The 26,722-nt window shown below is 57.6% G+C and carries 26 protein-coding genes and 5 tRNA genes; 20 read left to right on the top strand and 11 right to left on the bottom strand.

Annotated elements, in window-relative coordinates:
- Nucleotides 1-63 precede the first annotated feature (63 nt).
- A complete protein-coding gene (norR, locus tag HB664_RS21120) occupies nt 64-1,578 on the top strand; it encodes a nitric oxide reductase transcriptional regulator NorR (protein WP_219940168.1) in 1,515 nt (504 codons plus the stop codon).
- On the opposite strand, the gene gutQ is transcribed toward norR, so the two are convergent.
- The 7 genes from gutQ to srlA all read right to left on the bottom strand — a co-directional run bounded on the left by gutQ (nt 1,575) and on the right by srlA (nt 6,485).
- Nucleotides 1,575-2,540: an arabinose-5-phosphate isomerase GutQ gene (gene gutQ / locus HB664_RS21115; protein WP_033146372.1), complete on the bottom strand. Its 966-nt coding sequence runs from the start codon at nt 2,538-2,540 to the stop codon at nt 1,575-1,577. The genes norR and gutQ overlap by 4 nt on opposite strands.
- On the bottom strand, nt 2,533-3,306 hold the full coding sequence (locus tag HB664_RS21110) for a DNA-binding transcriptional repressor (protein WP_219940167.1): 774 nt from the start codon (nt 3,304-3,306) through the stop codon (nt 2,533-2,535). Before HB664_RS21110 ends, gutQ begins: the two co-directional genes overlap by 8 nt.
- Before the next feature lie 63 nt (nt 3,307-3,369).
- Nucleotides 3,370-3,729, bottom strand: coding sequence for a transcriptional regulator GutM (gene gutM / locus HB664_RS21105; protein WP_094934789.1), 360 nt, complete (start codon nt 3,727-3,729; stop codon nt 3,370-3,372).
- 67 nt (nt 3,730-3,796) lie between these two features.
- Nucleotides 3,797-4,576: a sorbitol-6-phosphate dehydrogenase gene (gene srlD, locus HB664_RS21100; protein ID WP_023294411.1), complete on the bottom strand. Its 780-nt coding sequence runs from the start codon at nt 4,574-4,576 to the stop codon at nt 3,797-3,799.
- Nucleotides 4,577-4,590: 14 nt separating this feature from the next.
- The gene (srlB, locus tag HB664_RS21095) at nt 4,591-4,953 is read right to left on the bottom strand and encodes a PTS glucitol/sorbitol transporter subunit IIA (RefSeq protein WP_023308951.1); all 363 of its coding nucleotides are present in this window, start codon (nt 4,951-4,953) and stop codon (nt 4,591-4,593) included.
- A gap of 12 nt (nt 4,954-4,965) precedes the next feature.
- Nucleotides 4,966-5,925 carry a PTS glucitol/sorbitol transporter subunit IIB gene (locus tag HB664_RS21090; protein WP_023308950.1) on the bottom strand — a complete coding sequence of 320 codons (960 nt, stop codon included), beginning with the start codon at nt 5,923-5,925 and terminating at the stop codon, nt 4,966-4,968.
- Nucleotides 5,922-6,485 (bottom strand): PTS glucitol/sorbitol transporter subunit IIC, encoded by a 564-nt coding sequence (gene srlA / locus HB664_RS21085; RefSeq protein ID WP_023333189.1) that lies wholly within the window; start codon nt 6,483-6,485, stop codon nt 5,922-5,924. Before srlA ends, HB664_RS21090 begins: the two co-directional genes overlap by 4 nt.
- A gap of 252 nt (nt 6,486-6,737) precedes the next feature.
- On the opposite strand from srlA, the gene mltB reads away from it, so the two are divergent.
- The 19 genes from mltB to HB664_RS20990 all read left to right on the top strand — a co-directional run bounded on the left by mltB (nt 6,738) and on the right by HB664_RS20990 (nt 21,408).
- Entirely contained in the window at nt 6,738-7,838 is a 1,101-nt protein-coding gene (gene mltB / locus HB664_RS21080; RefSeq protein WP_176690050.1) for a lytic murein transglycosylase B, read from the top strand.
- A gap of 269 nt (nt 7,839-8,107) precedes the next feature.
- Complete coding sequence (locus HB664_RS21075) at nt 8,108-8,761, top strand: metal ABC transporter ATP-binding protein (protein ID WP_087823292.1); 654 nt, start codon at nt 8,108-8,110, stop codon at nt 8,759-8,761.
- A complete protein-coding gene (locus HB664_RS21070) occupies nt 8,758-9,618 on the top strand; it encodes a metal ABC transporter permease (RefSeq protein WP_219940166.1) in 861 nt (286 codons plus the stop codon). Before HB664_RS21075 ends, HB664_RS21070 begins: the two co-directional genes overlap by 4 nt.
- Nucleotides 9,619-9,632: 14 nt before the next feature.
- On the top strand, nt 9,633-10,511 hold the full coding sequence (locus tag HB664_RS21065; protein WP_033146367.1) for a metal ABC transporter substrate-binding protein: 879 nt from the start codon (nt 9,633-9,635) through the stop codon (nt 10,509-10,511).
- Nucleotides 10,512-10,640: 129 nt separating this feature from the next.
- On the top strand, nt 10,641-11,138 hold the full coding sequence (gene pncC, locus HB664_RS21060) for a nicotinamide-nucleotide amidase (protein WP_023308944.1): 498 nt from the start codon (nt 10,641-10,643) through the stop codon (nt 11,136-11,138).
- Nucleotides 11,139-11,227: 89 nt separating this feature from the next.
- Nucleotides 11,228-12,286, top strand: a complete 1,059-nt coding sequence (gene recA, locus HB664_RS21055) for a recombinase RecA (RefSeq protein ID WP_023308943.1) — start codon at nt 11,228-11,230, stop codon at nt 12,284-12,286.
- 68 nt (nt 12,287-12,354) lie between these two features.
- The gene (gene recX, locus HB664_RS21050; protein ID WP_033146366.1) at nt 12,355-12,855 is read left to right on the top strand and encodes a recombination regulator RecX; all 501 of its coding nucleotides are present in this window, start codon (nt 12,355-12,357) and stop codon (nt 12,853-12,855) included.
- Nucleotides 12,856-12,986: 131 nt separating this feature from the next.
- Nucleotides 12,987-15,614 (top strand): alanine--tRNA ligase, encoded by a 2,628-nt coding sequence (alaS, locus tag HB664_RS21045; RefSeq protein ID WP_045888112.1) that lies wholly within the window; start codon nt 12,987-12,989, stop codon nt 15,612-15,614.
- A gap of 241 nt (nt 15,615-15,855) precedes the next feature.
- Nucleotides 15,856-16,041, top strand: coding sequence for a carbon storage regulator CsrA (gene csrA, locus HB664_RS21040; RefSeq protein ID WP_000906486.1), 186 nt, complete (start codon nt 15,856-15,858; stop codon nt 16,039-16,041).
- A 342-nt stretch (nt 16,042-16,383) separates the two neighbouring features.
- Nucleotides 16,384-16,476: transfer RNA gene (locus HB664_RS21035), tRNA-Ser, on the top strand.
- A gap of 4 nt (nt 16,477-16,480) precedes the next feature.
- Nucleotides 16,481-16,557, top strand: a tRNA-Arg gene (locus tag HB664_RS21030).
- A gap of 64 nt (nt 16,558-16,621) precedes the next feature.
- Nucleotides 16,622-16,698 (top strand) — tRNA-Arg (locus HB664_RS21025).
- 29 nt (nt 16,699-16,727) lie between these two features.
- Nucleotides 16,728-16,804, top strand: a tRNA-Arg gene (locus HB664_RS21020).
- Between the two features lie 161 nt (nt 16,805-16,965).
- Nucleotides 16,966-17,042: transfer RNA gene (locus HB664_RS21015), tRNA-Arg, on the top strand.
- 257 nt (nt 17,043-17,299) lie between these two features.
- Nucleotides 17,300-17,866, top strand: a complete 567-nt coding sequence (yqaB, locus tag HB664_RS21010) for a fructose-1-phosphate/6-phosphogluconate phosphatase (protein ID WP_032648006.1) — start codon at nt 17,300-17,302, stop codon at nt 17,864-17,866.
- Nucleotides 17,863-18,291, top strand: coding sequence for a YqaA family protein (locus tag HB664_RS21005; protein WP_008499541.1), 429 nt, complete (start codon nt 17,863-17,865; stop codon nt 18,289-18,291). Before yqaB ends, HB664_RS21005 begins: the two co-directional genes overlap by 4 nt.
- Nucleotides 18,292-18,374: 83 nt before the next feature.
- A complete protein-coding gene (gshA, locus tag HB664_RS21000; protein ID WP_023333180.1) occupies nt 18,375-19,919 on the top strand; it encodes a glutamate--cysteine ligase in 1,545 nt (514 codons plus the stop codon).
- Nucleotides 19,920-20,073: 154 nt separating this feature from the next.
- Nucleotides 20,074-20,589, top strand: coding sequence for an S-ribosylhomocysteine lyase (gene luxS, locus HB664_RS20995; RefSeq protein ID WP_014884972.1), 516 nt, complete (start codon nt 20,074-20,076; stop codon nt 20,587-20,589).
- A gap of 54 nt (nt 20,590-20,643) precedes the next feature.
- A complete protein-coding gene (locus HB664_RS20990) occupies nt 20,644-21,408 on the top strand; it encodes a helix-turn-helix domain-containing protein (protein ID WP_033146363.1) in 765 nt (254 codons plus the stop codon).
- Here the strand turns inward: HB664_RS20990 and leuA are convergent.
- The 4 genes from leuA to mprA form a co-directional block, all read right to left on the bottom strand.
- Nucleotides 21,395-23,050, bottom strand: a complete 1,656-nt coding sequence (leuA, locus tag HB664_RS20985; protein WP_112778388.1) for a 2-isopropylmalate synthase — start codon at nt 23,048-23,050, stop codon at nt 21,395-21,397. The two genes, HB664_RS20990 and leuA, sit on opposite strands and share 14 nt — an antisense overlap.
- Before the next feature lie 96 nt (nt 23,051-23,146).
- The gene (emrB, locus tag HB664_RS20980) at nt 23,147-24,694 is read right to left on the bottom strand and encodes a multidrug efflux MFS transporter permease subunit EmrB (RefSeq protein ID WP_032660391.1); all 1,548 of its coding nucleotides are present in this window, start codon (nt 24,692-24,694) and stop codon (nt 23,147-23,149) included.
- A 16-nt stretch (nt 24,695-24,710) separates the two neighbouring features.
- Nucleotides 24,711-25,883, bottom strand: coding sequence for a multidrug efflux MFS transporter periplasmic adaptor subunit EmrA (emrA, locus tag HB664_RS20975; RefSeq protein ID WP_023308934.1), 1,173 nt, complete (start codon nt 25,881-25,883; stop codon nt 24,711-24,713).
- A 126-nt stretch (nt 25,884-26,009) separates the two neighbouring features.
- Nucleotides 26,010-26,540, bottom strand: a complete 531-nt coding sequence (gene mprA / locus HB664_RS20970; protein ID WP_023333174.1) for a transcriptional repressor MprA — start codon at nt 26,538-26,540, stop codon at nt 26,010-26,012.
- Nucleotides 26,541-26,722 lie beyond the last annotated feature (182 nt).

The following is a 26,722-nucleotide window of genomic DNA, read 5'->3' as shown; positions in this document are numbered from 1 at the left end:
TATGACTATCAAAATTAGTGTCAATATGACAATATTCATTGTCAAAATGACAGCGAGGTCACTATGAGCTTTTCCGTAGACGTGCTGGCGAAGATCGCCATTGAGCTGCAGACCGGTATCGGCCATCAGGACCGCTTTCAACGGCTGATTTCCACGCTGCGCCACGTGCTGGCGTGCGACGCCTCGGCGCTGCTGCGCTACGAGGGGCGGCAGTTTATTCCGCTGGCTATCGACGGGCTGGCGAAGGACGTGCTTGGACGGCGTTTTACCCTTGAGGGCCATCCGCGTCTGGAAACTATCGCCCGCGCGGGTGACGTGGTGCGCTTTCCGGCGGACAGCGATCTGCCCGACCCGTACGACGGACTTATTCCCGGACAGGAGAGCCTGAAGGTGCACGCCTGTATCGGCCTGCCGCTGTTTGCCGGACAAAATCTGATTGGCGCACTGACCCTCGACGGCCTGTCGCCGGACCAGTTCGACACCTTTAGCGATGAAGAGCTGCGCCTGATTGCCGCCCTGGCCGCCGGGGCGCTGAACAATGCCCTGCTGATTGAACAGCTGGAGAGCCAGAACATTCTTCCCGGCAGCCCGGCGGCGTTTGAGCAGGTGACGCACACGGAGATGATCGGCCTCTCTCCGGGCATGGCGCAGCTCAAAAAAGAGATTGAGATTGTCGCCGCCTCAGATTTGAACGTGCTGATCTTCGGGGAAACCGGCACCGGCAAGGAGCTGGTGGCGAAGTCCATTCACGAAGCGTCGCCGCGCGCGGTGAACCCGCTGGTGTACCTCAACTGCGCCGCGCTGCCGGAAAGCGTGGCGGAAAGCGAGCTGTTTGGTCACGTAAAAGGGGCGTTTACCGGGGCCATCAGCAACCGCAGCGGCAAGTTCGAAATGGCCGATAACGGCACGCTGTTTCTGGATGAAATCGGCGAGCTCTCCCTGTCGCTGCAGGCCAAGCTGCTGCGCGTGCTGCAGTACGGCGACATCCAGCGCGTGGGGGATGACCGCAGCCACAGAGTGGACGTTCGCGTGCTGGCGGCCACCAACCGTGACCTGCGTGAAGCGGTGCTGGCAGGGCAGTTCCGCGCCGACCTGTTCCATCGCCTGAGCGTGTTCCCGCTTACCGTGCCGCCGCTGCGCGAGCGCGGTGACGACGTGGTGCTGCTGGCGGGCTTTTTCTGCGAGCAGTGCCGTCTCAGGATGGGGCTTTCCCGCGTGGTGCTGAGCCCGGGTGCGAGGTCGCATCTGCTGAGCTACGGCTGGCCGGGCAACGTGCGCGAGCTGGAGCATGCGATCCACCGCGCGGTGGTGCTGGCGCGGGCGACGCGTTCGGGTGATGAAGTGGTGCTCCACGCGCGGCATTTTGCGCTGCAGGATGAAAACGTACCGGCTATCGCCCAGGCTGCGCCAGAGATAGCGAATGAAAATCTGCGTGAAGCTACAGAGGCGTTTCAGCGTCAGATGATTACCCGCGCGCTGGAACAGAATAACCGCAGCTGGGCGGCGTGCGCGCGGGCGCTGGAGATGGACGTCGCCAACCTGCACAGGCTGGCGAAGCGTCTGGGACTGAAGGGTTAGATAATCCCGGCCTGATAGAAATCCTGCAGGTTGATGGCGCCGCACAGCCTGCCGGCGTCATCCACCACCGGTGCGGCGGTAATTTTGCGCTTCATCAGCACCTCTTTGGCTTCAATGGCGCGGCTCTCGGCGTTCAGCGTCAGCCCGCCTTTGGTCATGGCGTCCGACACTTTGGTTTCCAGCCTGCCGCCGCCCACCAGCCAGCGGCGCAGGTCGCCGTCGGTGAACACGCCCTTAACGCTCCCGCCGTCATCGCACACCGCAACCAGCCCAAGGCCGGTGCGGCTGAGCTCCAGCATCGCGTCCATGACGCTGGTATCGAGTTTGACCTGCGGAATGGCATCGTCGGTGCGCATCAGGTGGTGAACCTTGTTGAGCAGGCGTGCGCCGAGCGCGCCCGCCGGATGCGAACGGGCGAAATCTTCTTCGTTAAAGCCGCGCGCCTGCATCACCGCCATTGCCAGCGCGTCGCCCATCATCAGGGTGTTAACGGTGCTGGAGGTCGGGGCGAGGTGCATCGGACAGGCTTCACGCTCAACGGAAATATCCAGCGTCGCCTTGGCGGCCAGCGCCAGCGGCGAGCGGGATTTTCCGGTCATCGCCAGCAGGGCGACCGATTTTTCCTGCAGGCGCGGAATAATCAGATCCAGCTCTTTGGCCGAACCGGAGTAGGAGATAAACAGCATCACGTCGCGGCTTTCAATCATCCCCAGATCGCCGTGCAGCGCCTCTGCCGGATGCACGAAGAACGCCGGGGTGCCGGTGCTGGCGAGCGTCGCGGCAATCTTTTTGCCGATATGGCCGGATTTACCGATGCCCGCCACGATCACTTTGCCTTCGCAGTGGATAATGGTGTTGGCCGCGCGGACAAAATCCTCGCCCAGACGTTCCGGCAGGCGGCTGGCTTCCTGCAGTTCCAGCATCAGCGTCTGGCGGCCCGTTTCTAACAGAAAATCACTCATCTCTCTCTCCGGTTACGATCACCTCGATTCCTTTCTCTTCCAGCGCTTTTTTGAACGCCGGGTCGATACCCGCGTCGGTAATCAGCTTATCAACGCTTTCAAGGCTACAGACAATGTTGGGGCTTTTGCGGCCAAACTTCGACGAGTCTGCCATCAAAATCACTTCCCGCGCGGCGTTGCACATGGCTTTACTGACGCTGAACACCTCGTTGAACGTCGTAACGCCTGCGTTCAGGTCGATGCCGTCGGTGCCCATAAACAGTTTATCAAAGCTGAAGTGGTCGAAGGCATTCTCCGCAAGCTGGCCGTGAAACGACGCCGATTTTTTGCGGAAGGTGCCGCCGGGCATCAGGATGGTCTGCTCGCTGTCGAACTCCGACAGGGCGTTGACGATGTGCAGGCTGTTGGTCATCACCGTGATGTTGTTAAAGCGGCTGAGCAGCGGGATCATCTGCAGGACGGTACTGCCTGCATCCAGAATGATGGAATCGCCATCGTGGATAAATTTGACGGCGGCTTCGGCAATCAGCGCTTTCTGGTGGGTATTGATCAGCGTTTTGTGATCGATAGGCGGGTCCGCTTCGTCCTTATTGAGCACCACGCCGCCGTAGGTTCGAATGACGGCGCCAGAGTTTTCGAGCAATACCAGGTCCTTGCGTATTGTCGTGCCGGTGGTGTCAAAGTAGTGGGCCAGATCCTCTACCGAGCATTTTCCCTGCTTTTGCAGATGCTCGAGAATGGCCGCCTGCCGCTGACGAGGTTTCATAGGCGCTTCGTTCCTTAGGTTGCGAAATGATAATTTCGCAAGTCTATAGCTTTCACAACGAAATTATCCATGTTTCAGATTAAGCGCTAATGATAGTGCATTCTGACAGAGTGGATCATGGGGAAAGATCACATCAGGCCGTAATTCCTGCAGCGAAATGCCGTTGATTGCCTGGATTTTCATCGGTCGGGCAAAGACGGTCATGCCGCGCATGATGAGGGAATCGCAGACGTGATTGTTTTCATCCAGCGCAACGGCGACGACCACGCGCGGTTTGAAGCGTCCACCGGAACGCCCGACCCCGACGCGACCTTTCTGACACAGCGCGTCAAACGCGCGGTTAAACTGGTGGATCTGCCAGCCGCCAAACGCCATCTGGCAAATCCAGGCGAGGGCGGCGACGGTGATGAGTGCGGTGACCATATCGGCTCCTTGTTTTGTTCCCTCTCCCGGTGGGAGAGGGTTAGGGTGAGGGCATCAGGCCGCTCGATCAGAACATCACCTGCCCACCGGTGACGTTAATCGACTGCCCGGTGCAGTACGAGGCTTTCGGGCTGGCGTAAAACAGCAGCATGTTCAGCACGTCCTGATAATCGCACCCGCGCTTCAGCGGCACTTTATCGATGTAGTACTGCTCCACTTCCTCAGCCTTGATGCCGAGCTTGGTGGCGTACTGCGGCAGCAGGGACTGGAACATCGGCGATTTCAGCAGGTTGCCCAGCATCAGCGAGTGCACGGTAATGCCGTACTCGGCCAGATCCAGCGCCAGAGACTGCGTCAGCCCCACGCCGCCAAACTTCGCCGCGCTGTAGCCGGAGTTATGCTTGCTGCCCACTTTCCCCGATTTGGAGTTGATCTGAATGATGCGCCCCTGAATGCCGTCGCGGATCATCAGACGGGAAAACTCGCGGGCGCAGAGGAAATAGCCCACCAGATTCACCTGCAGCGACCGGTCAAAGTCCCCCAGCTCGAAATCGCTGATAAAGGCCGCTTTCGCAATCCCCGCGCTGTAGACCAGCAGGTCGGTACGCCCAAAAATCTCGTCCACGCCGCGGGCCAGCGCCATCACGCTCTGTTCGCTGGTGGCGTCGGCGCCAAACCCGTACGCCATCCCTTCACCAAACTCGGTGTTAATGGTGTCCGCCACGCGGGCGGCTTTTTCACTCTGAATGTCCACTACCGCCACGCGGTAGCCCTCTGCGGCAAGCCCACGGCAGAGGAACTCGCCTAAGGTTTGTCCTCCACCAATGACAACGGCAACCTGACTCATGTGTTTCTCCTTAATTACGCAACAAATTTTAACGTGCAGCCTGGGGTGACAGCCTGCGGAACCGGGCCCGCCACGTGAACCGTGCCGGGATATTCGGCCTGCGGCTGGCCGTCGAAACGCAGGGTGATGTGGCCCAGCTCGCGCAGGTTTTGCTCGGCGACGTCGCCGACGGCGGTGACGGCATAGCGCGCCTCGCCCAGCTCCAGCTGGCTCCCGGCCTTCAGCTCGCCCTTCAGCTCGCCGTGACAGTGGATAAAGCAAAACTCTTCGATATCCGCCGGGGCGCCTTCGCGGAAGGTGATCAGCATCTGGTCGCTCAGCGCGTCAGCCGCGCTCTGGCCGATGCGGGTAATGGTGGTCTGGTAAATCACGGTCATCGCAGGAACCTCTTATTGATAAATAAAGCCGGAGACAAACCAGGCAATCAGCACCGTCGGCGCGCCCGTCAGGAAGCGGCTCACCAGCACGGACGGCACGCCCACGCGCACGGTGTCCTGGCGTGCTTCCGCCAGCGACAGCCCTACGGGGATGAAATCGCACGCCGCCTGGGCGTTAATGGCGAACAGGGCGGGCAGGGCGAGGTGCGGGGGAATGTTCCCCAGACCAATCTGCACGCCAATCAGCACGCCGATGACCTGGGCAATCACCGCGCCCGGGCCGAGGAACGGCGACAGCAGCGGGAAGGAGCAGATCAGCGCCAGCGTCACCAGCCCGAGCGGGTGGCTGGCGAGCGGGGCGAGGCCGTGGGCAATCCAGTCGCCCAGGCCGGACGCCATGATGATGCCGATCAGCGCCGAAACGAATGCCATAAACGGCAGGATGGTTTTCAGCACCGTGTCGATGGTGTCGCGCCCTGACTGGAACAGCACCGCTACGGCGGACCCCATGCCCATCCCGACCTTCGCCAGCAGGCCGTCGCTCTGCTCGGTGATTTTCTTGCTGGTGTCGTACTCGCGCGGGGCCGCTTTTTGCGGCGCGGCAGTGCCATTCACCAGAGTGATGTTGTCCTCCTTCACGCCTGAGACATAAATGTCCTCAAGGATGTACTGCGCCAGCGGGCCGGATTTTCCGGTGGAGTGAATATTCACTGTCGGAATGCGGCGCTTCGGATAGATACCGCAGCGCAGCGTGCCGCCGCAGTCGATCACCGCCACGCCGATTTCCGCTTCCGGCGGCTCGCCCTCCTTGAAGCCGTCGACCGCTTCCCAGCCGGTCAGCTCGCGCAGCCTGTCGACGATCGCCGGGCGCGTGCCTGCGGTGATGTAGACGATCTTTTTGCCTTCGGTGGCGTCGAACTCCAGCGGGCCGCCCCAGCCGCCCGTGCCTTTCTCAATGCGGATCCGGTTCATGCTGTGGCTCCTGAAAGATGGACTTTCTGTTCAAGCTGGATGCCCATTTTTTTCTCAAAAATGGCGGTGGTGAGGTCGGTCACCCAGCCGCGGAAGAAGTTGGTGACCAGGCCAACCAGCAGGTAGCTCACCGCCAGCGGGCCGAGCGGCAGGCCAAGGGTGGTGAGACCGCTGGCGATCCCGAGATAGACGAACAGCTCGCCGGGGTTAATGTGCGGGAACAGGCCGTTCATGGAATGGCAGCTGTAGGAGGCGGCGGCGTAGTAGCTCGGCTTGTACTTTTCCGGCATGAAGCGGCCGAGGCTTAAGGTCATCGGGTTGCAGAACACGAAGGTGCCGATGAACGGCAGTACCAGGTAGCGGGACAGCGGATTCCCGGCACAGCGCTGGGCGAAGCGTTCGATGCGCTGCTGGCCGATAAAGTTAATCAGCGCGTTCATGATCACCAGCAGGCTGATCAGCAGGGGCAGGATCCCGGTCACCATGCCGGTGAACACTTCTCCGCCTTTCTGAAACAGCCCGATGAACCACTCGGCGCCGTGGGTGATGGTTTCTATCATTCTTCTCTCCTGTGAGGCTTTTTTGTTTTTGTGTTGCGCGGCTAATAATAATCACTTTGAAAGGTTTTAAAGTGTTAGTTAGATCTCACAATGAAAGAAAAATGGATTATTTTGAAAGTTTATTGATGGGGTCAATGATTTTCGGTGGAAAAAAGGGCGGATTTGCGTGGGGGAGGCGCGTACCGCTTCCTTGAGGTGTTGCGGATGCTTTACCATACTGGGTTCTTATCGAACCCGTTAAATGGATGTCTCATGTTCAAGCGTCGTTATGCAGCGCTGTTGCCTGCGCTTATTCTGCTGTCTGCCTGTAGTAGCAAACCTAAGACCGAAGCCGTTCAGCAAACGGCGGGCGCGCCTTCCGGAGGATTCCTGCTGGAGCCGCAGCACAATATGATGCAGATGGGCGGCGACTTCGCGAATAACCCGGCGGCCGAGCAGTTCATCGATAAAATGGTGAGCAAGCACGGCTTTGACAGACAGCAGCTGCACGAAATTTTGTCTCAGGCCAAGCGACTGGACTACGTGCTGCGCCTGATGGACAGGCAGGCTCCAACCGCCCAGGTGCCGAGCGGGCCGAACGGCGCGTGGCTGCGCTACCGCAAACAGTTTATTACCCCGGACAACGTGCAAAACGGCGTGGTGTTCTGGAATCAGTATGAAGATGCGCTCAACCGCGCGTGGCAGGTCTACGGCGTACCGCCGGAAATCATCGTCGGGATTATCGGCGTGGAAACCCGCTGGGGCCGCGTGATGGGGAAAACCCGCATCCTGGATGCGCTGGCGACGCTCTCCTTTAACTATCCGCGCCGCGCGGAGTATTTCTCTTCCGAGCTGGAAACCTTCCTGCTGATGGCGCGCAGCGAGCAGGACGATCCGCTCGATCTGAAAGGGTCGTTTGCCGGCGCGATGGGCTACGGCCAGTTTATGCCGTCCTCCTATAAGCAATATGCCGTCGACTTTAACGGGGATGGTCATATCAATCTGTGGGATCCGGTGGATGCCATCGGCAGCGTGGCGAACTACTTCAAAGCGCACGGCTGGGTGCCGGGCGGCCAGGTGGCGGTGCAGGCGAACGGTCAGGCGCCTGGGCTGGAAAACGGCTTCAAAACCAAATACAGCGTTGCGCAGCTGACGGCGGCGGGCTTAACACCGACTCAGCCGTTGGGCAATGTCGATCAGGTAAGTCTGTTGCGTCTGGATGTCGGGACGGGCTATCAGTACTGGTACGGCATGCCGAACTTCTACGCCATCACCCGCTATAACCACAGTACCCACTATGCGATGGCCGTATGGCAGCTGGGGCTGGCGGTATCGCAGGCCCGCGTGCCGGCGGCGTCTCCGTTTAGTCAGTAAGTCATCTTATTCCCCCTCTCCCTGTGGGAGAGGGCTGGGGTGAGGGCACCCGCGCGCACCTATTTCCTGCAGAAACATTTCGGCACACTCCCTTTTCAAACCCGCCATTTACATCTTCACCGCCTTTCATTATTGTTATGTTATAACATTTATTGCGGTGTCAAAATGTCAACGTCCCTTTTTTCTTTGTCTGCTCTGGTTCGGCTTTTGCTGGCGCTGGTGCTTGTTGCCTTTATTGGGCTGGCCGTGCGCTGGGCGGTGGCATTGCCATGATTGTGATGAATGAACTGGTCGCGGGATATGAACGTCAGCCCGTTACGCGGCCCCTCTCGGGCACGATTGAGCGCGGCAGCATGACCGCCATTATCGGCGCTAACGGCTGCGGGAAATCCACGCTGCTGAAAACGCTGGCAGGGTTTATTCCTCCCGTCAGCGGCGGCTTCCGCTGGCAGGGGAAGCCGCCGGTAATCGGCTGGCTGGCACAGCGTCACGCGCTGGAGGCGCAGTTTCCGCTGACCGTACAGGACGTGGTAAGCATGGGCTGCTGGCCGGGCATTTCGCTTTTTTCCGGGTTTCGTCACGAAACGCGGCTGCGCATTGCCAGCGCGCTTGAGCGCGTCGGGCTTGAGTCCATGGCGTTATCCACCATCGATGAACTCTCCGGCGGTCAGTTTCAGCGCATGCTGTTTGCCCGCGTCCTGGTGCAGCAGGCGCCGCTGGTGATGCTGGATGAACCCTTTACCGGGGTCGATGAAGCCACCTGCAGCGTGCTGATGGATCTGATGCTGGAGATGTATATGCAGGGGCAAACGCTGCTCGCGGTACTGCACGACAGCGAGCGCGTGTCGCGCCATTTCCCGCAGACGCTGCGGCTGGATGCTGACGTTCCCCAGTGGAAAACCGAGCGGGTGAGGGTGGCATGATCTGGCATCTCTTTTTTCAGCCGTTTATTGAGTACGGCTTTATGCGTCGCGCGCTGGTGGTTTGCCTGGCGCTCTCGGTCAGCACCACCGCGCTCGGCGTGTTTCTTCAGCTGCGTCGGATGAGCCTAATGGGCGACGCCCTTTCTCACGCCATTTTGCCGGGTGTCGCCGTGGGGTATTTGCTCAGCGGTATGTCGCTGCTGGCGATGAGTATTGGCGGTTTTATCGCGGGAATTACCGTGGCGCTGCTGGCCGGTCTGGTCAGTCGACGCACGCCGCTGAAAGAAGATGCCAGCTTTGCCGGGTTTTATCTTGGCTCGCTGGCGCTGGGGGTTACGCTGGTATCGCTGCGCGGGTCGAATGTCGATCTGCTGCATCTGCTGTTTGGCTCCATACTCGCCGTGGACAACGACGCCGCGCTGTTTGTCACGGGCGTGTGTATGTTCACCCTTATCACGCTGGCGCTGTTTTATCGCGGGCTGGTCATAGAAGCGTTTGATACCGCCTGGCTGCAGGTGAACGCCCGCTGGCTGCCTGGCCTGCTGCACGGACTGTTTCTGGCGCTGCTGGTGCTTAACCTGGTGGCCGGTTTTCAGGTGCTCGGCACGCTGATGGCCGTCGGGCTGATGATGCTTCCGGCCGTGGCAGCCCGCTGCTGGGTGCGCACGTTACCTGCCTTACTCCTGATGGCGGGTATCAGCGGTATCTTTTGCGCATGGCTGGGGCTGAGCCTCTCCTGGGCGATGAGTCTGCCGGCCGGGCCGTCCATCGTGCTCACCGCCAGCGCGCTGTTCTTTATTTCCATTTTACTGGGTACGCGAAGCAGGCTCGCTGGCAGCCTGCGGGCGTATTTTTAACGCAAGGGGAAACGATGAAACGTACAGGATTTGTAGTGGCGCTCGCGCTGGGGATGATGTCGCACGGCGTGATGGCGAAAACGCTGAATGTGGTGACCAGCTTTTCGATACTGGGGGATATCACGCAGGAGGTGGGCGGCGACCATGTGAACGTGACGACGCTGGTCGGGCCGGACGGCGATCCGCATACCTTCGAACCGTCGCCGAAAGACAGCGCGGCCCTGAGCAAGGCTGATGTGGTGGTGGTGAACGGCCTGGGGCTGGAAGGCTGGCTTGATCGTCTGGTGAAAGCCTCCGGGTTCAAAGGGCAACTGGTTGTCGCCTCAACAGGGGTGAAAACCCACACGCTTGAGGAAGATGGAAAGACTGTGACCGATCCCCATGCGTGGAACAGCGCGGCGAACGGGGCGCTCTATGCGCAAAATATTCTGAACGGGCTGGTGAAAGCCGATCCGCAAGATAAAGCGGCGCTCGAGGCTACCGGTAAGCCGTATATCGCGGAGCTGACGCAACTGGATAACTGGGCCAAAACGCGCTTTAGCCAGATCCCGCCGGCGAAGCGTAAAGTGCTGACCAGCCATGACGCGTTCGGCTATTTCAGCCGCGCTTACGGCGTGACGTTTATGGCGCCGCAGGGGCTGTCGTCTGAGAGCGAAGCCAGCGCGGCGCAGGTCGCCGAGATTATCAATCAGATCAAAGCCGACGGCGTGAAAACCTGGTTCATGGAGAATCAGCTCGATCCGCGTCTGGTGAAACAGATTGCGTCGGCGACGGGCGCACAGCCCGGGGGTGAGCTTTACCCCGAAGCGCTGTCGGCAAAAGGTGGGGTGGCTGACACCTACGTTAAGGCGTTTCGCCACAATGTGAACACTCTCGCTGACAGCATGAAATAACCTTTCCACCGCCGGTGCGTCCGTACCGGCTTTTTTCTGAAGCCCCCTCGTAAAACCTGAAGTCCATCCCCACATCTGACGAGAAAGTGCTATCTTGTGCAGCACGTTTTTCTGATGCCTGGAGCGAGAATGACTGACCATGAATTGATGCAGCTTAGCGAGATCGTTGGCCTTGCGCTGAAGCAGCGTGGCGCGACAATCACCACCGCCGAATCCTGCACCGGCGGCTGGGTGGCGAAAGCGATTACCGATATTGCCGGCAGTTCCGCCTGGTTTGAACGCGGTTTTGTGACCTACAGTAACGAAGCTAAAGCTCAGATGATTGGCGTGCGTGAATCCACGCTTGAACAGCATGGCGCGGTCAGCGAACCGGTGGTGATCGAGATGGCCATTGGCGCGCTCAAAGAGGCGCGGGCAGACTACGCGATTTCCATTAGCGGCATTGCGGGCCCGGACGGCGGCAGCGACGTGAAGCCTGTCGGCACCGTCTGGTTTGGGTTCGCCACCTCCAAAGGGGAAGGGATCACCCGCCGGGAGTGCTTCAGCGGCGATCGCGAAAGCGTGCGTCGTCAGGCAACCGTTTATGCGTTAAAAACGCTCTGGCAACAATTTCTACAAAACACTTGATACTGTATGACCATACAGTATAATTGCACCAACAGAACAGAAATCCACGGTGAAGCACAGTCGCTTCTCCCGGCATGACAGGAGTAATAATGGCTATCGACGAAAACAAACAGAAAGCGTTGGCGGCAGCACTGGGCCAGATCGAAAAGCAATTCGGTAAAGGCTCCATCATGCGCCTGGGTGAAGACCGTTCCATGGATGTGGAAACCATCTCCACCGGTTCGCTTTCTCTGGATATCGCGCTGGGCGCTGGCGGTCTGCCTATGGGCCGTATCGTAGAAATCTACGGGCCAGAGTCCTCCGGTAAAACCACCCTGACGCTGCAGGTGATTGCCGCGGCACAGCGCGAAGGTAAAACCTGTGCGTTTATCGATGCCGAGCACGCGCTGGACCCTGTTTATGCCCGCAAGCTGGGCGTGGATATCGACAACCTGCTGTGTTCTCAGCCGGACACCGGTGAGCAGGCGCTGGAAATTTGTGACGCGCTGGCGCGTTCTGGTGCCGTTGACGTTATCGTGGTCGACTCCGTAGCCGCACTGACGCCAAAAGCCGAAATCGAAGGTGAAATCGGTGACTCTCATATGGGCCTCGCGGCACGTATGATGAGCCAGGCGATGCGTAAGCTGGCGGGTAACCTGAAGCAGTCCAACACGCTGCTGATCTTCATCAACCAGATCCGTATGAAAATTGGTGTGATGTTCGGTAACCCGGAAACCACTACCGGTGGTAACGCACTGAAATTCTACGCCTCTGTCCGTCTGGATATCCGCCGTATCGGCGCGGTGAAAGAGGGCGAAAACGTAGTCGGTAGCGAAACCCGCGTGAAGGTTGTGAAGAACAAAATCGCCGCGCCGTTCAAACAGGCTGAGTTCCAGATCCTCTACGGCGAAGGGATCAACTTCCTCGGCGAGCTGGTTGACCTGGGCGTGAAAGAGAAGCTGATTGAAAAAGCGGGCGCCTGGTACAGCTACAACGGTGACAAGATTGGTCAGGGTAAAGCGAACGCGATCTCCTGGCTGAAAGAGAACCCGGCTGCGGCGAAAGAGATTGAGAAGAAGGTGCGTGAGCTTCTGCTGAACAACCAGGACTCCAAACCTGATTTCGTGGTCGATGCCGCGGATGCTGAAGAAACTAACGAAGACTTTTAATTGTTTCGTTTAAAAATGAAGGGCTGCTGATGCGGCCCTTTTTGCATTTCTGAATCAGCAGGTTTTTTATGAGTGAACCGACAACACGTCGACCCGCGTATGCACGCTTACTGGACCGCGCGGTGCGCATCCTGGCCGTTCGTGACCACAGTGAACAGGAGCTGCGGCGCAAACTGTCGGCTCCGGTGATGAGTAAAAACGGGCCGGAAGAGATTGATGCCACCGCGGAAGATTATGACCGCGTGATTGCCTGGTGCTATGAGCATCGTTATCTTGATGACGAGCGTTTTGCCTCACGGTTTCTCGCCAGCCGCGGCCGTAAAGGATATGGGCCCGCGCGCATCCGGCAGGAGCTGAACCAGAAAGGGGTGGCCAGGGAGTCCATCGAAAAAGCGATGCGCGAATGCGATACTGACTGGTGCGAGCTGGCCAGAGAACAGGCGATTCGTAAATACGGCGAACCGCTGCCGCGTGAGTTTTCAGAAAAAGTTAAAATCCAGCGCTTTTTGCTCTACCGCGGCTTTCTCATGGAAGATATTCAGGATATCTGGCGTAATTTTGCCGATTGAACGCATGCGGGATTTTACTTCCCACTAAAGAAAACTTATCTTATTCCCACTTTTTCCAGTAGCTGGTCTGTCCAACGGTTTACCGGTACAGGCTGGCTACGACATTTCGTTAGCTTGATTTCAGGATAATTATGAGCAAGAGCACCGCTGAGATCCGTCAGGCGTTTCTCGATTTTTTCCATAGTAAGGGACACCAGGTTGTTGCCAGCAGCTCCCTGGTACCGAACAACGATCCGACTCTGCTGTTTACCAACGCCGGGATGAACCAGTTCAAGGATGTGTTCCTTGGTCTCGACAAGCGTAATTATTCCCGCGCCACAACCTCACAGCGTTGCGTGCGTGCGGGCGGTAAACACAACGACCTGGAAAACGTCGGTTACACCGCGCGTCACCATACGTTCTTCGAAATGCTGGGTAACTTCAGCTTCGGCGACTACTTCAAACACGATGCTATTCAATATGCGTGGGAACTGCTGACCGGTGAAAACTGGTTCAACCTGCCGAAAGAGCGTCTGTGGGTTACCGTCTATGAAACCGATGACGAAGCCTACGAAATCTGGGAAAAAGAAGTCGGGATCCCGCGCGAGCGTATTATTCGCATCGGTGATAACAAAGGCGCGCCATACGCGTCTGACAACTTCTGGCAGATGGGTGATACCGGCCCTTGCGGTCCGTGCACCGAGATCTTCTACGATCACGGCGACCACATCTGGGGTGGGCCTCCGGGCAGCCCGGAAGAAGACGGCGATCGCTACATTGAGATCTGGAACATCGTGTTCATGCAGTTCAACCGTCAGGCCGACGGTACGATGGAGCCGCTGCCGAAGCCTTCCGTCGATACCGGTATGGGCCTGGAGCGTATTGCCGCAGTTCTGCAGCACGTTAACTCCAACTACGAAATTGATCTGTTCAGCACCCTGATCAAAGCCGTTGCGAACGTTACCGGCGCGACCGATCTGAACAACAAATCGCTGCGCGTTATCGCGGACCACATTCGTTCCTGTGCGTTCCTGATTGCCGACGGCGTTATCCCGTCGAATGAAAACCGTGGCTACGTGCTGCGTCGTATCATTCGTCGTGCCATCCGTCACGGCAACATGCTGGGCGCGAAGGACACCTTCTTCTATAAACTCGTTGGGCCACTGATTGGCGTGATGGGTGCTGCCGGTGATGAGCTGAAACGCCAGCAGGCGCAGGTAGAGCAGGTTCTGAAAACCGAAGAAGAGCAGTTTGCGCGTACGCTTGAGCGCGGCCTGGCGCTGCTGGACGAAGAGCTGGCGAAACTTAAGGGCGACACGCTGGATGGCGAAACCGCTTTCCGCCTGTACGACACCTACGGCTTCCCGGTTGACCTGACGGCGGACGTTTGCCGCGAGCGCAACATCAAAGTTGACGAAGCGGGCTTCGAAGCCGCGATGGAAGAGCAGCGTCGTCGTGCGCGTGAGTCCAGCGGTTTCGGTGCAGACTACAACGCGATGATCCGCGTTGATAGCGCATCGGAATTCAAAGGTTATGACGCGCTGGAACTGACCGGCAAAGTGACCGCCCTGTTTGTTGACGGTAAAGCCGTGGACAGCATCAGCGCGGGCCAGGATGCGGTTGTCATTCTGGACAAAACGCCGTTCTACGCGGAATCCGGCGGTCAGGTTGGCGATAAGGGCGAACTGAAAGGCAACGGCTTTAGCTTTAGCGTCAGCGACACCCAGAAATACGGTCAGGCGATTGGTCACCAGGGCAAACTGGTTTCCGGTTCTCTGAAAGTGGGCGAGGGCGTACAGGCTAACGTTGATGAAGCTCGCCGCGCGCGCATTCGTCTGAACCACTCTGCAACCCACCTGATGCACGCTGCCCTGCGCGACGTACTCGGTACCCACGTAGCACAGAAAGGTTCTCTGGTTAACGACAAAGTGCTGCGTTTCGACTTCTCGCATTTTGAAGCGATGAAACCGTCTGAGATCCGCGCGGTGGAAGATCTGGTGAACGCGCAGATCCGTCGTAACCTGCCAATCGAGACCCACATCATGGAGCTCGAGGACGCGAAGAAAAAAGGTGCGATGGCGCTGTTTGGTGAGAAATATGACGACCGCGTTCGCGTGCTGAGCATGGGCGACTTCTCTACCGAGCTGTGCGGCGGTACGCACGCATCGCGCACCGGTGACATCGGCCTGTTCCGCATTGTTTCCGAGTCGGGTACGGCGGCAGGCGTGCGTCGTATTGAAGCGGTGACCGGTGAAGGTGCGATTGCCAGCCTGCATGCGCAGAGCGATCAGCTGCACGACATCGCGCAGCTGCTGAAAGGCGATAGCCAGAACCTGGGCGAGAAAGTGCGCGTTGCGCTGGATCGCACGCGTCAGCTGGAAAAAGAGCTGCAGCAGCTGAAAGAGCAGGCTGCGGCGCAGGAGAGTGCAAACCTCTCCAGCAAGGCTGTAGACATTAAGGGCGTCAAACTGCTGGTCAGCGATCTGGCGGGCGTTGAGCCTAAGATGCTGCGTACTATGGTCGACGATCTCAAGAACCAGCTTGGTTCTACCGTTATCGTGCTGGCGACAGTGGCAGAAGGTAAGGTTTCTCTGATTGCGGGCGTCTCTAAGGATGTGACCGACCGCGTTAAAGCAGGGGAACTGATTGGTATGGTCGCTCAGCAGGTGGGCGGCAAGGGTGGCGGTCGTCCGGACATGGCGCAAGCCGGTGGTACGGATGCGGCGGCACTTCCGCAAGCTTTGGCCAGCGTTGAAAGCTGGGTAAGCGCGAAACTGTAATAACTACAAAGCACAAGCAGACGCCATAGCGGTAACGTTATGGCGTCTTGTTCACTGTGCTATCGATAACGATAAAGTCAGGTTGAGTTTGTGTATATCGGCTAAACTTACGTTTAACAGAATGTGATGCCGTGACTGCTTACACTTTACGTGTTTGTCATCGCTTACTTTTTGGCGTTATATGATGGATAATGCCGGGATACAAGAGACCCGACTCTTTTAATCTTTCAAGGAGCAAAGAATGCTGATTCTGACTCGTCGAGTTGGTGAGACCCTCATGATTGGGGATGAGGTCACCGTGACAGTTTTAGGGGTAAAGGGTAACCAGGTACGTATTGGTGTTAACGCTCCTAAAGAAGTATCTGTCCACCGTGAAGAGATCTACCAGCGTATCCAGGCTGAAAAATCCCAGCAGTCCAGTTACTGATATTGTCGCGTCTCGCTGTCGGGCGAGACGCAACCCTCCTGTCATTTTTCCTGCTCAACGTTACCGTTTAATTTCAAACGCTCTCTTTTTAACCACTCCGTTGCCCTAAACTCGCCCTTACGCCGCTATTTCTGCAAAGGTTTTCTGTGAAGATGCCTGCAAAATCCGCTTATAAAACACCCTCTTTGCGGCTTTTACATGCGAATTGCGTGTGATTTGTGCAAACGATAAAAGCTTTTGGAAAATTGTTTGACTTATAAGTCCCAGAAAGTAATATATGCGCCACGCAGCGACGAGAAGCTCTTAACGAGTAACTCGAAGCACTCGAAAGAGGCGTTGTGTGGTGAGGTGGCCGAGAGGCTGAAGGCGCTCCCCTGCTAAGGGAGTATGCGGTCAAAAGCTGCATCCGGGGTTCGAATCCCCGCCTCACCGCCATTTTGCATCCGTAGCTCAGCTGGATAGAGTACTCGGCTACGAACCGAGCGGTCGGAGGTTCGAATCCTCCCGGATGCACCATCTATTACTTCATATTGCTTTAGAAGTGATATGAATATCGAGCAGTACAATAGTAAATCCCGATGCATCCGTAGCTCAGCTGGATAGAGTACTCGGCTACGAACCGAGCGGTCGGAGGTTCGAATCCTCCCGGATGCACCATTTACTATTTCTGAAAGCAGTACCCTGATGCATCCGTAGCTCAGCTGGATAGAGTACTCGGCTACGAACCGAGCGGTCGGAGGTTCGAATCCTCCCGGATGCACCATATTCTCCGAGATAATAGCCACGCTGTTGTTTCAAGGTCTGCGAGTTAATCGCGAGCACCAGGGAGGATAACGTTGCTTCAGCAACGGCCCGCAGGGCGAGGCGCAGCCGAGTAATCCTCCCGGATGCACCATTTATTATTTCTGAAAGTAGTTCCCTGATGCATCCGTAGCTCAGCTGGATAGAGTACTCGGCTACGAACCGAGCGGTCGGAGGTTCGAATCCTCCCGGATGCACCATATTCTCCGAGATAATAGCCACGCTGTTGTTTCAAGGTCTGCGAGTTAATCGCAAGCACCAGGGAGGATAACGTTGCTTCAGCAACGGCCCGCAGGGCGAGGCGCAGCCGAGTAATCCTCCCGGATGCACCATCTCTTCTGTTATTCCCTTCGCTGTGTATTTCTTAATCACTCTCGTAGTTATGACTTCTCAGTCAGCGACAAAAATCACCATTTACGATAAAGTAATGCTTTGTTAATCGTTTAGCGAGAGCACGATGTACGCACAGTATGACGGTTTGATCTTCGATATGGACGGCACTCTCCTGGATACCGAACCCACGCATCGTCAAGCCTGGACTGATGTCCTGGGCCGCTACGGCATGCGTTTCGATCTTCAGGCGATGATTGCCCTCAACGGATCTCCCACCTGGCGTATTGCGCAGGCCGTGATTGAACTGAATCAGGCCGATCTCGACCCGCACCTGCTCGCGCGCGAAAAAACCGATGCGGTAAAAGCCATGCTTTTAGATACCGTACGCCCTCTGCCGCTGATTGATGTGGTAAAAGAGTGGCACGGGCGCCGCCCGATGTCTGTAGGAACCGGGAGCGAAAGCGCGATTGCAGAAGCTTTGCTCAACCATCTTGGCCTGCGCCACTATTTTTCTGCCGTGGTCGCCGCCGATCATGTTAAACATCACAAGCCCGCACCGGACACCTTCCTGCTTTGCGCAGAATTAATGGGCGTCCCGGCGGCAAAATGTGTCGTGTTTGAAGACGCCGATTTCGGCATTCAGGCCGCGCGTGATGCCGGAATGGATGCGGTGGATGTGCGCTTACTGTGAGTGACGCGCTGTCACTTGCCTCATTATTCGCCAGCAGTTTTTTAAGCGCCACGCTGTTACCGGGAAATTCGGAAGTGGTGCTGGTGGCGATGCTGTTGTCCGGCGTGAGTCAGCCCTGGCTGCTTGTATTAATAGCAACAATGGGTAATAGCCTTGGAGGGCTGACTAACGTTATTCTTGGGCGTTTCTTTCCGCTGCGCGAAAAATCGCGCTGGCAGGAAAAGGCAGTCGGCTGGCTAAAACGCTATGGCGCTGCCACGCTGTTATTAAGCTGGATGCCTGTAATAGGCGATTTACTGTGTCTGCTGGCGGGATGGATGCGCATCTCCTGGGGACCGGTGCTCTTTTTTTTGTGCCTTGGCAAGGCGTTGCGCTATGTTCTCGTGGCGTGGGCAACACTACAGGGTATGACGTGGTGGCACTAATTGGTGGAATGAATACGCGACCTTCAATCGTCAACCATTACAATTATGCTGAGTAACATTACTTTGACAGGCGGGAGGTCAATTTGATCCCGGACGTATCTCAGGCGCTGGCCTGGCTGGAAAACCACCCTCAGGCATTGAAGGGTATTCAGCGTGGTCTTGAGCGTGAAACGCTGCGCGTTAACGCGGACGGTAGCTTAGCGACGACGGGTCACCCGAAGGCGTTAGGCTCGGCGCTGACACATAAATGGATCACAACCGATTTCGCTGAGGCACTGCTGGAGTTCATCACGCCAGTAGAGGGTGATATTGATCATATGCTGACGATCATGCGCGATATCCATCGCTACACCGCGCGCAACATGGGCGACGAACGTATGTGGCCCCTCAGCATGCCGTGCTATATCGAGCAGGGCCAGGAGATTGAGCTGGCGCAGTACGGCACGTCAAATATCGGCCGGCTGAAAACGCTCTATCGCGAAGGGCTGAAAAACCGCTACGGCGCGTTGATGCAGACGATCTCGGGCGTGCATTACAACTTCTCGCTGCCAATGGCGTTCTGGCAGGCGAAATGCGGTGAAACGGATAAAGACGCGATCTCTGAAGGCTACTTCCGCCTGATCCGCAACTATTACCGTTTCGGCTGGGTGATCCCGTATCTGTTTGGTGCCTCCCCGGCGATCTGTTCTTCGTTCCTGCAGGGGAAACCGACCACGCTGCCGTTCGAGAAGACCGAGTGCGGAATGTACTATCTCCCGTACGCCACCTCTCTGCGCCTGAGCGATCTCGGTTATACCAATAAATCGCAAAGCAATCTCGGTATTACGTTTAACGAATTGCACGAATATGTGGCAGGATTGAAGCGGGCGATCAAAACCCCGTCGGAAGAGTACGAGAAAATCGGCCTCGAAAAAGACGGCAAGCGCCTGCAAATCAACAGCAATGTGCTGCAGATTGAAAACGAGCTGTATGCGCCTATCCGTCCTAAGCGCGTAACGCGCAGCGGTGAAACCCCGTCGGATGCGCTGCAGCGCGGCGGGATCGAATACATTGAAGTGCGTTCGCTGGATATCAACCCGTTCTCACCGATTGGCGTTGATGAGCAGCAGATTCGCTTCCTGGATCTGTTTATGGTCTGGTGCGTGCTGGCGGATGCGCCGGAAATGAGTTCAGACGAACTGCTCTGTACCCGTACAAACTGGAATCGCGTGATTCTGGAAGGGCGTAAGCCGGGCCTGACGCTGGGTATTGGCTGCGAAACGGCACAGTTCCCGCTGACCAAAGTCGGCAAAGATCTGTTCCGCGACCTGAAGCGTGTTGCACGCACAATGGACAGCATCGACGGCGGCGACGCGTATCAACAGATCTGCGACCAGCTGGTGGAATGTTTTGATAATCCGGAACTGACGTTCTCAGCGCGTATTCTGCGTTCTATGATCGATCAGGGCATTGGCGGCACCGGGCGTTCACTCTCAGCGGAGTACCGCGAGATGCTGATGCAGGAGCCGTTAGAAGTGCTGAGCGAAGCGGATTTTGTCGCGGAACGCGATGCGTCCGTGGTGCGTCAGAAAGAGGTTGAAGCGGCGGATACCGAGTCGTTTGAGGCGTTTCTGGCGAAGCAGGCTTAAGCAGAAAAGAAAAAGGCCACATCGCTGTGGCCAAAATATACATCTCTGAATTCAGGGATGATGATAACAAATGCGCGTCTTTCATATACTCAGACGTGCATTCTGTAGAAGAGTTCAGTTTATTTTTAAAAAAAATCACTGTCGGAGGTGACGTATGCCGTTATTAGATAGCTTTACTGTCGACCATACCCGTATGGAAGCACCTGCAGTACGCGTGGCGAAGACCATGCACACCCCGCACGGCGACACGATCACCGTCTTCGATCTGCGTTTCTGCGTGCCAAATAAAGAAGTGATGCCAGAGAAAGGCATTCATACCCTGGAACACCTGTTCGCCGGTTTCATGCGTGACCATCTGAACGGCAACGGCGTTGAGATCATCGACATCTCTCCGATGGGCTGCCGTACCGGTTTCTACATGAGCCTGATTGGCCAGCCAGAAGAGAAACGCGTCGCTGATGCGTGGAAAGCGGCGATGGAAGACGTGCTGAAGGTGAAAGAGCAGAACCAGATCCCTGAGCTGAACGTTTACCAGTGCGGTACTTACCAGATGCACTCTCTGGAAGAAGCGCAGGACATCGCGCGTCACATCATCGAGCGTGATGTTCGCGTGAACAGCAACGAAGAGCTGGCCCTGCCAAAAGAAAAACTGCAGGAACTGCACATCTAGTGCACCTTTTCCCTCTCCCTCCGGGAGAGGGTAGGGTGAGGGTGGTTTAACCCCATGACCACAACCTCAACGTTCTCCTTTACCCATCGTCCCCTCGTTCCGTTTGCCCATGATTACGCTCATGGTGACAGCGAGCCGTGGCATGAGCACGACTGCGCGCAGCTGTTGCACACCCTGAGCGGCGTGGTACGGGTCGATACGGCTTCGGGCTGTTGGGTTGTTCCTCCCGGTCGCGGCGTCTGGCTACCAGCGGGGACCCGCCACTCGCTTCGCATCACCGGCAACGTGGCGGCGCGAACGCTGTTTATCGATCCGCTGGCGCGGGCCGATCTCCCGGCCACCTGTCAGATCGTGCAGATCGCGCCGCTGTTGCGCGAGCTGATCCTCGTCTCCCTTGCTTTACCTGAATCGTACTCGCCCGGCAGCCGGGATGAACGCGTCTATGAACTCATTCTCGATGAAATCCGCACCATGCCGGTGCTGCCGTTTCACCTGCCGGAGCCGGAAGGCGAGGCGTTACGTCACCTGTGTTTGCAAATCCGGCAAAACGCGGGGGAGAGCTGGAGCAGCGCGCAGGCCGCGAGCATGATGAACATGAGCGAACGCACCCTGAACCGCCATTTTCAGCAGCAGACGGGATTAAGCTACGGCGAGTGGTTGAGAAGGGCGCGCCTGCTGGAAGCCTTAGTGCGGCTGGCGCAGGGCCAGCCGGTACTACGCGTGGCGCTGGATCTGGGTTACGGCAGCCACAGCGCCTTTACGGCGATGTTCCGCCGGGTAATGGGCGTCTCACCCAGCGATTACTTTAAGAACGACTGACGGCGTTTAAGAGCGCCTGAAGCGACGCGCGCGCCACGTCGCTGTCGATGCCCACGCCCCAGCGGCTGCTGCCGTCCTGGAACAGGCAGCGGATGTAGGCCACCGAGCGGCTGTCGCTGCGTTCGCCTAACGTATGCTCGTGATAATCCTTAATCACGAACGGGGCGTTGACCCAGCGGCTTAAGCCGTGAGCGGCGGCGGAGAGCAGACCATTACCCTGACCTTCCAGCTGACGCGTTCCCCCCTGCGTAGCGATGCTTGCCGTCAAACGCAGCTGGCCGTCCTGCTGGCTGTCGCTGCGGTAGGATTGCAGCGCAAACTGCGGCGTGGCTACCAGGCCGTAGCGGGTGCGGAACAGCTGCCACAGCGCATTCTGCGTCATCTCTTTTCCGTGGCGATCGGTTTCCTGCTGCACGTGCTGGCTGAAATCCTGCTGCAGGGCGCGGGGTAATTTCAGGCCATGATTCTGTTCGATGAGCCACGCGCTGCCGCTTTTCCCTGACTGGCTGTTTACGCGGATCACCGCTTCGTAGGTGCAGCCGATATCCTGCGGATCGACCGGCAGATACGGCATCTCCCAGCGCTCGCCAGGCCTGCGGGCATCAAAACCTTTTTTGATCGCGTCCTGGTGCGAGCCGGAGAAAGCGGTATAGGCCAGCCGTCCGGCCCACGGGTGGCGCGGATGCACCGGCAGCTGGTTGCAGACTTCCACCACTTCCACGATCCGGTTCATATCGCTAAAGTCGAGATTCGGGCTGACGCCCTGGCTGTAGAGGTTCATCGCCAGCGTCACCAGGCAGACGTTGCCCGTGCGCTCGCCGTTACCAAACAGACAGCCCTCCACGCGGTCTGCCCCCGCCATCACGGCCAGCTCGGCGCTGGCGACGCCGGTACCGCGGTCGTTATGCGGATGCACGCTGATGCAGACATCCCGGCGGCGGCTGAAGTGGCGACAGAAATACTCGATCTGGTCGGCATAGACGTTCGGCGTGCTCACTTCGACGGTGGCCGGTAAGTTGATCACCATGGGCCGTTCGTCGCACGGCTGCCAGATCTCCGCCACGGCTTCACAGATCTCCAGCGCAAACTCCGGCTCGGTAAAGCAGAAGGTCTCCGGGGAGTATTCATACTGCCAGCGGGTGTCCGGGTTCTCTTCACACAGCTGACGAATAAGCCGCGTGGATCGCGTCGCCAGCTCAACGATTTGCGCTTTTTCCATGCCGAACACCAGGCGGCGGAACAGCGGGGCGGTGGCGTTATACAGATGGACGGTGGCCTGTTTCGCACCGCGCAGGGATTCGAAAGTGCGATGGATGAGATCTTCCCGCGCCTGGGTTAATACCTGAATCGTGACGTCATCCGGGATGCGGTTCTCTTCAATCAGCTGGCGAACAAAGTTGAAGTCTGTCTGCGAGGCGGATGGGAAAGCCACCTCAATTTCTTTAAAGCCGCAGCCCAGCAGCAGATCCCAGAACTGCAGCTTGCGGGTGCTGTCCATGGGCTCAGCAAGGGCCTGGTTGCCGTCGCGCAGGTCGGTGGAGAGCCAGCGCGGCGCGCGGGTGATGCGTTGCTCCGGCCAGCGGCGGTCGGGCAGGGAAAGGGGCGGATAGGGTTGGTACTTGTCGGCGGGTGTGTTCAGCATGATGCGCTCCTGTTGTCTTTTCACTATCGTGAATGGATTTCAGGAGCGCTGCTTTATCGACACTGACAATCGCTGTCGCGTTCTGGACAACGCGAATTAGTGCGCACCACCGCCGCCGCTACCGGCGCCAAACGGTGGTTTAGCAAACCACACCAGCCCCAGCAGGACGATAAAGATCCCCGCCGATATCCAGAAAATCTCGTTGGCCGAGATAATCAGACCCTGGTTGGTGATCTGCTGGGCAATCCACCCTGACGCCTGCTGCTCCGTCATGCCCATTCCCTGCAGCTGGTTGTACATCTGCTGAGAGTTCGGGTTGAACGGGTTCACCGCTTCGGTCAGCTGCGCATGGTGCATCGATTCACGGTTCGTCCACAGGGTGGTGGTGATCGACGTACCAATCGAGCCCGCCAGCGTTCGCGTAAAGTTCGACAGGCTCGATGCGGCCGCCATGCGCTCAGGCGGTAAACCGGAAAGCGTGATGGTGGTCAGTGGCATAAAGAAACACGCCACGGCAAAGCCCTGAATAAACTGCGGCCACGCGGACGCGCCAAAGTCCATTCCCGGTTCGAACGTATACGCGCGCCAGTAGAAGCACACGGCGTACATGATAAAGCTGAACGTCACCAGCCGGCGCATGTCGAGCTTGTGGGCGAAGCGGCCAATAATCGGCGACAGCAGAACCGGAATCAATCCAACCGGCGCCGAGGCTAAACCTGCCCAGGTTGCGGTGTAGCCGTATACCTCCTGCAACAGCTGCGGCAGCAGTACAATCGCGCCGAAGTAGAGCATGTAGGCGAGGCTGATACACAGACAGCCTATGGTGAAGTTTCGCGACTTAAACAGCGACAGGTCGACTATCGGGTTATCGTCCGTCAGCTCCCAGACAATCAGGAAGCTCAGCGACACCACCGCGACAATCGTCAGGATGATGATCTCCCGGGAGTTGAACCAGTCCAGCTCTTTGCCCTGGTCGAGCATGACCTGCAGGCTACCGATGCCGACAACCAGCAGTGCCAGACCAATGGCGTCGATACGCCGCTGTTCCGTCCGGGTTTCTCTGCCGCGCAGCGACTGGAGCGTCAGCATTACCACGAGGGCGCCAATCGGTACGTTGATGAAGAAGATCCAGCCCCAGTGATAGTTGTCGCTGATATAGCCGCCTAAGATAGGCCCGCAAATCGGCGCGACAATCACGGTCATTGACCACAGCGCCAGCGCAATCGAGCGTTTGGCTGGCGGGTAGTTGTTCAGCAGTAAGCTCTGCGACAGCGGGATCAGCGGCCCGGCCACAATCCCCTGAATGACGCGGAAGAAAATCAGCATCGTCAGGCTGCTGGACATGCCGCACGCCCAGGAGGCAAGAACGAACAATACCGTTGACCAGAGGAACAGCTTCACTTCACCGACGCGCTTTGCCAGCCAGCCGGTAATCGGAATGGAGATGGCGTTTGCCACCCCAAACGAGGTAATGACCCAGGTCCCCTGGCTCAGCGACGAGCCAAGGTTACCGGCGATGGTCGGGATCGCCACGTTTGCGATGGTGGAGTCCAGCACCTGCATGAATGTCGCCAGCGACAGCGCGATGGTCATAATGACCAGCTGCGCGCCTTCCAGCGGTTTTTGCGGCTTTTGCTGTTGCATAACGCTCACCTTCGGATTAACCGGCGTTTGCCTTCACGATGTCATCGATCAGCTTGTTGACCGGATCGAGGCTAATTTCACGGGCGTTACTTTCATAAGCCGGGCTGCTGCGCACCTGGCTTGCCAGGATCTGACCGTCGCGGTTGGCGGTGTCGACCGTTACCAGCGTAGAGAGGCCGATACGCAGCGGGTGATCCGCCAGCTGTTTGGCATCCAGCTCAATACGCACGGGCAGACGCTGAACCACTTTGATCCAGTTACCGGTGGCGTTTTGCGCAGGCAGCAGGGAGAAGGCGCTGCCGGTCCCCATGTCCAGGCCGACCACTTTACCGGTGTACTTCACGTCATCGCCATAGATGTCGCTGACAACCGTCGCGCTCTGGCCGATACGCATATGGGCAAGCTGCGTCTCTTTAAAGTTGGCGTCTACCCACAGATTGTCTGCCGGCACGACCGCCATCAGCGGCGTGGTTGGGCTAATCTGCGCCCCTGGCTGGACGGAACGACGGGAGACATAGCCGGTCATCGGGCTGACGATTTTGGTACGCTGCAGGGCAAGCCACGCGTTGCGCACTTCGGTCGCCGCCTGCTGTACGGCAGGCTGGTTTTCCAGACTGGTGCCCAGCACCATCGCCTGGTTGGCGTTGTACTGTTGAATCGCCACATCCAGCTGTGCCTGAGCGCTGGCAACGGCATCGCGGGCGTGCTGCAACTCTTCACGGCCAATCAGGTTGGCGGTGCCGAGCGGTACGCGGCGGTTCAGGTCGCTCTGCGCCTGCGCCAGCGCCGTTTTCTGCACGTCGATGTTGGCCTGCAGCTGTTTGCTGTTGATCATCAGCTGGCGGGTCTGACGGACGCTGGAGGCCAGCGCGGTCTGTGCTTTTTCAAACGCCTGCTGGGCGTCGGTTGGATCGAGGGTCACCAACACATCGCCTTTTTGCACAAAGTCGGTATTGTCAGCCCAGACTTTCGTCACGCTGCCCGACACCTGCGCCATAATTTGTACCTGGTTCCCTGCCACGTACGCGTCGTCAGTCTCTTCAGCATGACGCAGTACTAAAAACCAATAGATCCCATATGCCACGGCAATAATGATAAAGAGCAAGGTCAACAGAAGAAGGGCGCTCTTACGTTTGCCTTTCTTGTTGGCCGGTTGCTGCGGGGTAGTGCTCTCCGCATTTGCGCTCATTGTTGTTCTCCACGATCTTCTTATTTTCACATCGGCTGAGCCGACCTGTTGTCAGAAAGGCCAGCACTGTGACGTGCTGGCCTGTCGGTTTTCTTATGAATCTGGAATGGTGAGCGTGTCGTCGCGTTAGCGCAGCGCCTCAAGAACGGCGCCGTCTTCATCCATCTGGTCCAGACGGGTGAGCAGCTTGCGAGTGATGTGCTCAAGCTGGTCGCGCTCGGCGGTGCTGAGGACAGACCAGAGTTTGTGCAGGCAATTGTGCTGAGGTGGCAGCACCTCGCGCAGGAACTGGTGACCTTTATCGGTCAGTTGCAGATGCAGGCAGCGGCGATCGTTGTCGCTTTCACGGCGCTCAATCCAGCCGCGCTTTTCGAGTTCATCGGCAATACGGGTCGCATTGGTACGGGAGGAGCCCAGCGCGCAGCTCAGTTCGGAAGGCTGAATGCTATGATTTTCCTGAGACTCCAGCGTAATCAACGCCATAAACAACGTCTCGTTAATCCCTTGAGCTTTCAGCATTTTATTACGGTTTTCCAGTAGCTTACCCTGCATGTGCATGCACAGGCGAGTCAGCAGGATTTCCTGATACGGGAAGTCCTCATGGCGACTGGCGCGGAATTTAAGCATTTGTTCAATGGGCGTAAACGAACTATCCATTTGGGCATAACCTCATTAATTACAGCCGATATAGTAACGATAGTGACAAATAATGTAAATGAATTATTTGTGCGGTTATATCCGCCAAACTTATGTCACCATCAGAAAGCGCCGGGTAAGTCCGTGACCCGGTGAGCACAGAAAGCGTTGGGTGTGAACCCGCTGAAGAGAGGATGTGAGGA

Origin of the sequence: Enterobacter sp. DNB-S2 (assembly GCF_019443845.1) — a bacterium.
Taxonomy (GTDB): domain Bacteria; phylum Pseudomonadota; class Gammaproteobacteria; order Enterobacterales; family Enterobacteriaceae; genus Enterobacter; species Enterobacter asburiae_B.
This window is presented reverse-complemented; position numbering and strand designations above follow the sequence as displayed.

Bases quoted from the DNA above. Each gene is read 5' to 3' on its own strand.
- yqaB (WP_032648006.1), top strand. From the start codon at position 17,300: ATGTACGCACAGTATGACGGTTTGATCTTCGATATGGACGGCACTCTC.
- HB664_RS21070 (WP_219940166.1), top strand. From the start codon at position 8,758: ATGATCTGGCATCTCTTTTTTCAGCCGTTTATTGAGTACGGCTTTATG.
- mprA (WP_023333174.1), bottom strand. From the start codon at position 26,540: ATGGATAGTTCGTTTACGCCCATTGAACAAATGCTTAAATTCCGCGCC.
- srlD (WP_023294411.1), bottom strand. From the start codon at position 4,576: ATGAGTCAGGTTGCCGTTGTCATTGGTGGAGGACAAACCTTAGGCGAG.
- mltB (WP_176690050.1), top strand. From the start codon at position 6,738: ATGTTCAAGCGTCGTTATGCAGCGCTGTTGCCTGCGCTTATTCTGCTG.
- alaS (WP_045888112.1), top strand. From the start codon at position 12,987: ATGAGCAAGAGCACCGCTGAGATCCGTCAGGCGTTTCTCGATTTTTTC.
- emrB (WP_032660391.1), bottom strand. From the start codon at position 24,694: ATGCAACAGCAAAAGCCGCAAAAACCGCTGGAAGGCGCGCAGCTGGTC.
- gutM (WP_094934789.1), bottom strand. From the start codon at position 3,729: ATGGTCACCGCACTCATCACCGTCGCCGCCCTCGCCTGGATTTGCCAG.
- HB664_RS20990 (WP_033146363.1), top strand. From the start codon at position 20,644: ATGACCACAACCTCAACGTTCTCCTTTACCCATCGTCCCCTCGTTCCG.
- HB664_RS21065 (WP_033146367.1), top strand. From the start codon at position 9,633: ATGAAACGTACAGGATTTGTAGTGGCGCTCGCGCTGGGGATGATGTCG.
- srlB (WP_023308951.1), bottom strand. From the start codon at position 4,953: ATGACCGTGATTTACCAGACCACCATTACCCGCATCGGCCAGAGCGCG.
- luxS (WP_014884972.1), top strand. From the start codon at position 20,074: ATGCCGTTATTAGATAGCTTTACTGTCGACCATACCCGTATGGAAGCA.
- HB664_RS21110 (WP_219940167.1), bottom strand. From the start codon at position 3,306: ATGAAACCTCGTCAGCGGCAGGCGGCCATTCTCGAGCATCTGCAAAAG.
- csrA (WP_000906486.1), top strand. From the start codon at position 15,856: ATGCTGATTCTGACTCGTCGAGTTGGTGAGACCCTCATGATTGGGGAT.
- emrA (WP_023308934.1), bottom strand. From the start codon at position 25,883: ATGAGCGCAAATGCGGAGAGCACTACCCCGCAGCAACCGGCCAACAAG.
- recX (WP_033146366.1), top strand. From the start codon at position 12,355: ATGAGTGAACCGACAACACGTCGACCCGCGTATGCACGCTTACTGGAC.
- pncC (WP_023308944.1), top strand. From the start codon at position 10,641: ATGACTGACCATGAATTGATGCAGCTTAGCGAGATCGTTGGCCTTGCG.
- srlA (WP_023333189.1), bottom strand. From the start codon at position 6,485: ATGATAGAAACCATCACCCACGGCGCCGAGTGGTTCATCGGGCTGTTT.
- recA (WP_023308943.1), top strand. From the start codon at position 11,228: ATGGCTATCGACGAAAACAAACAGAAAGCGTTGGCGGCAGCACTGGGC.
- HB664_RS21090 (WP_023308950.1), bottom strand. From the start codon at position 5,925: ATGAACCGGATCCGCATTGAGAAAGGCACGGGCGGCTGGGGCGGCCCG.
- leuA (WP_112778388.1), bottom strand. From the start codon at position 23,050: ATGCTGAACACACCCGCCGACAAGTACCAACCCTATCCGCCCCTTTCC.
- HB664_RS21075 (WP_087823292.1), top strand. From the start codon at position 8,108: ATGATTGTGATGAATGAACTGGTCGCGGGATATGAACGTCAGCCCGTT.
- norR (WP_219940168.1), top strand. From the start codon at position 64: ATGAGCTTTTCCGTAGACGTGCTGGCGAAGATCGCCATTGAGCTGCAG.
- gutQ (WP_033146372.1), bottom strand. From the start codon at position 2,540: ATGAGTGATTTTCTGTTAGAAACGGGCCGCCAGACGCTGATGCTGGAA.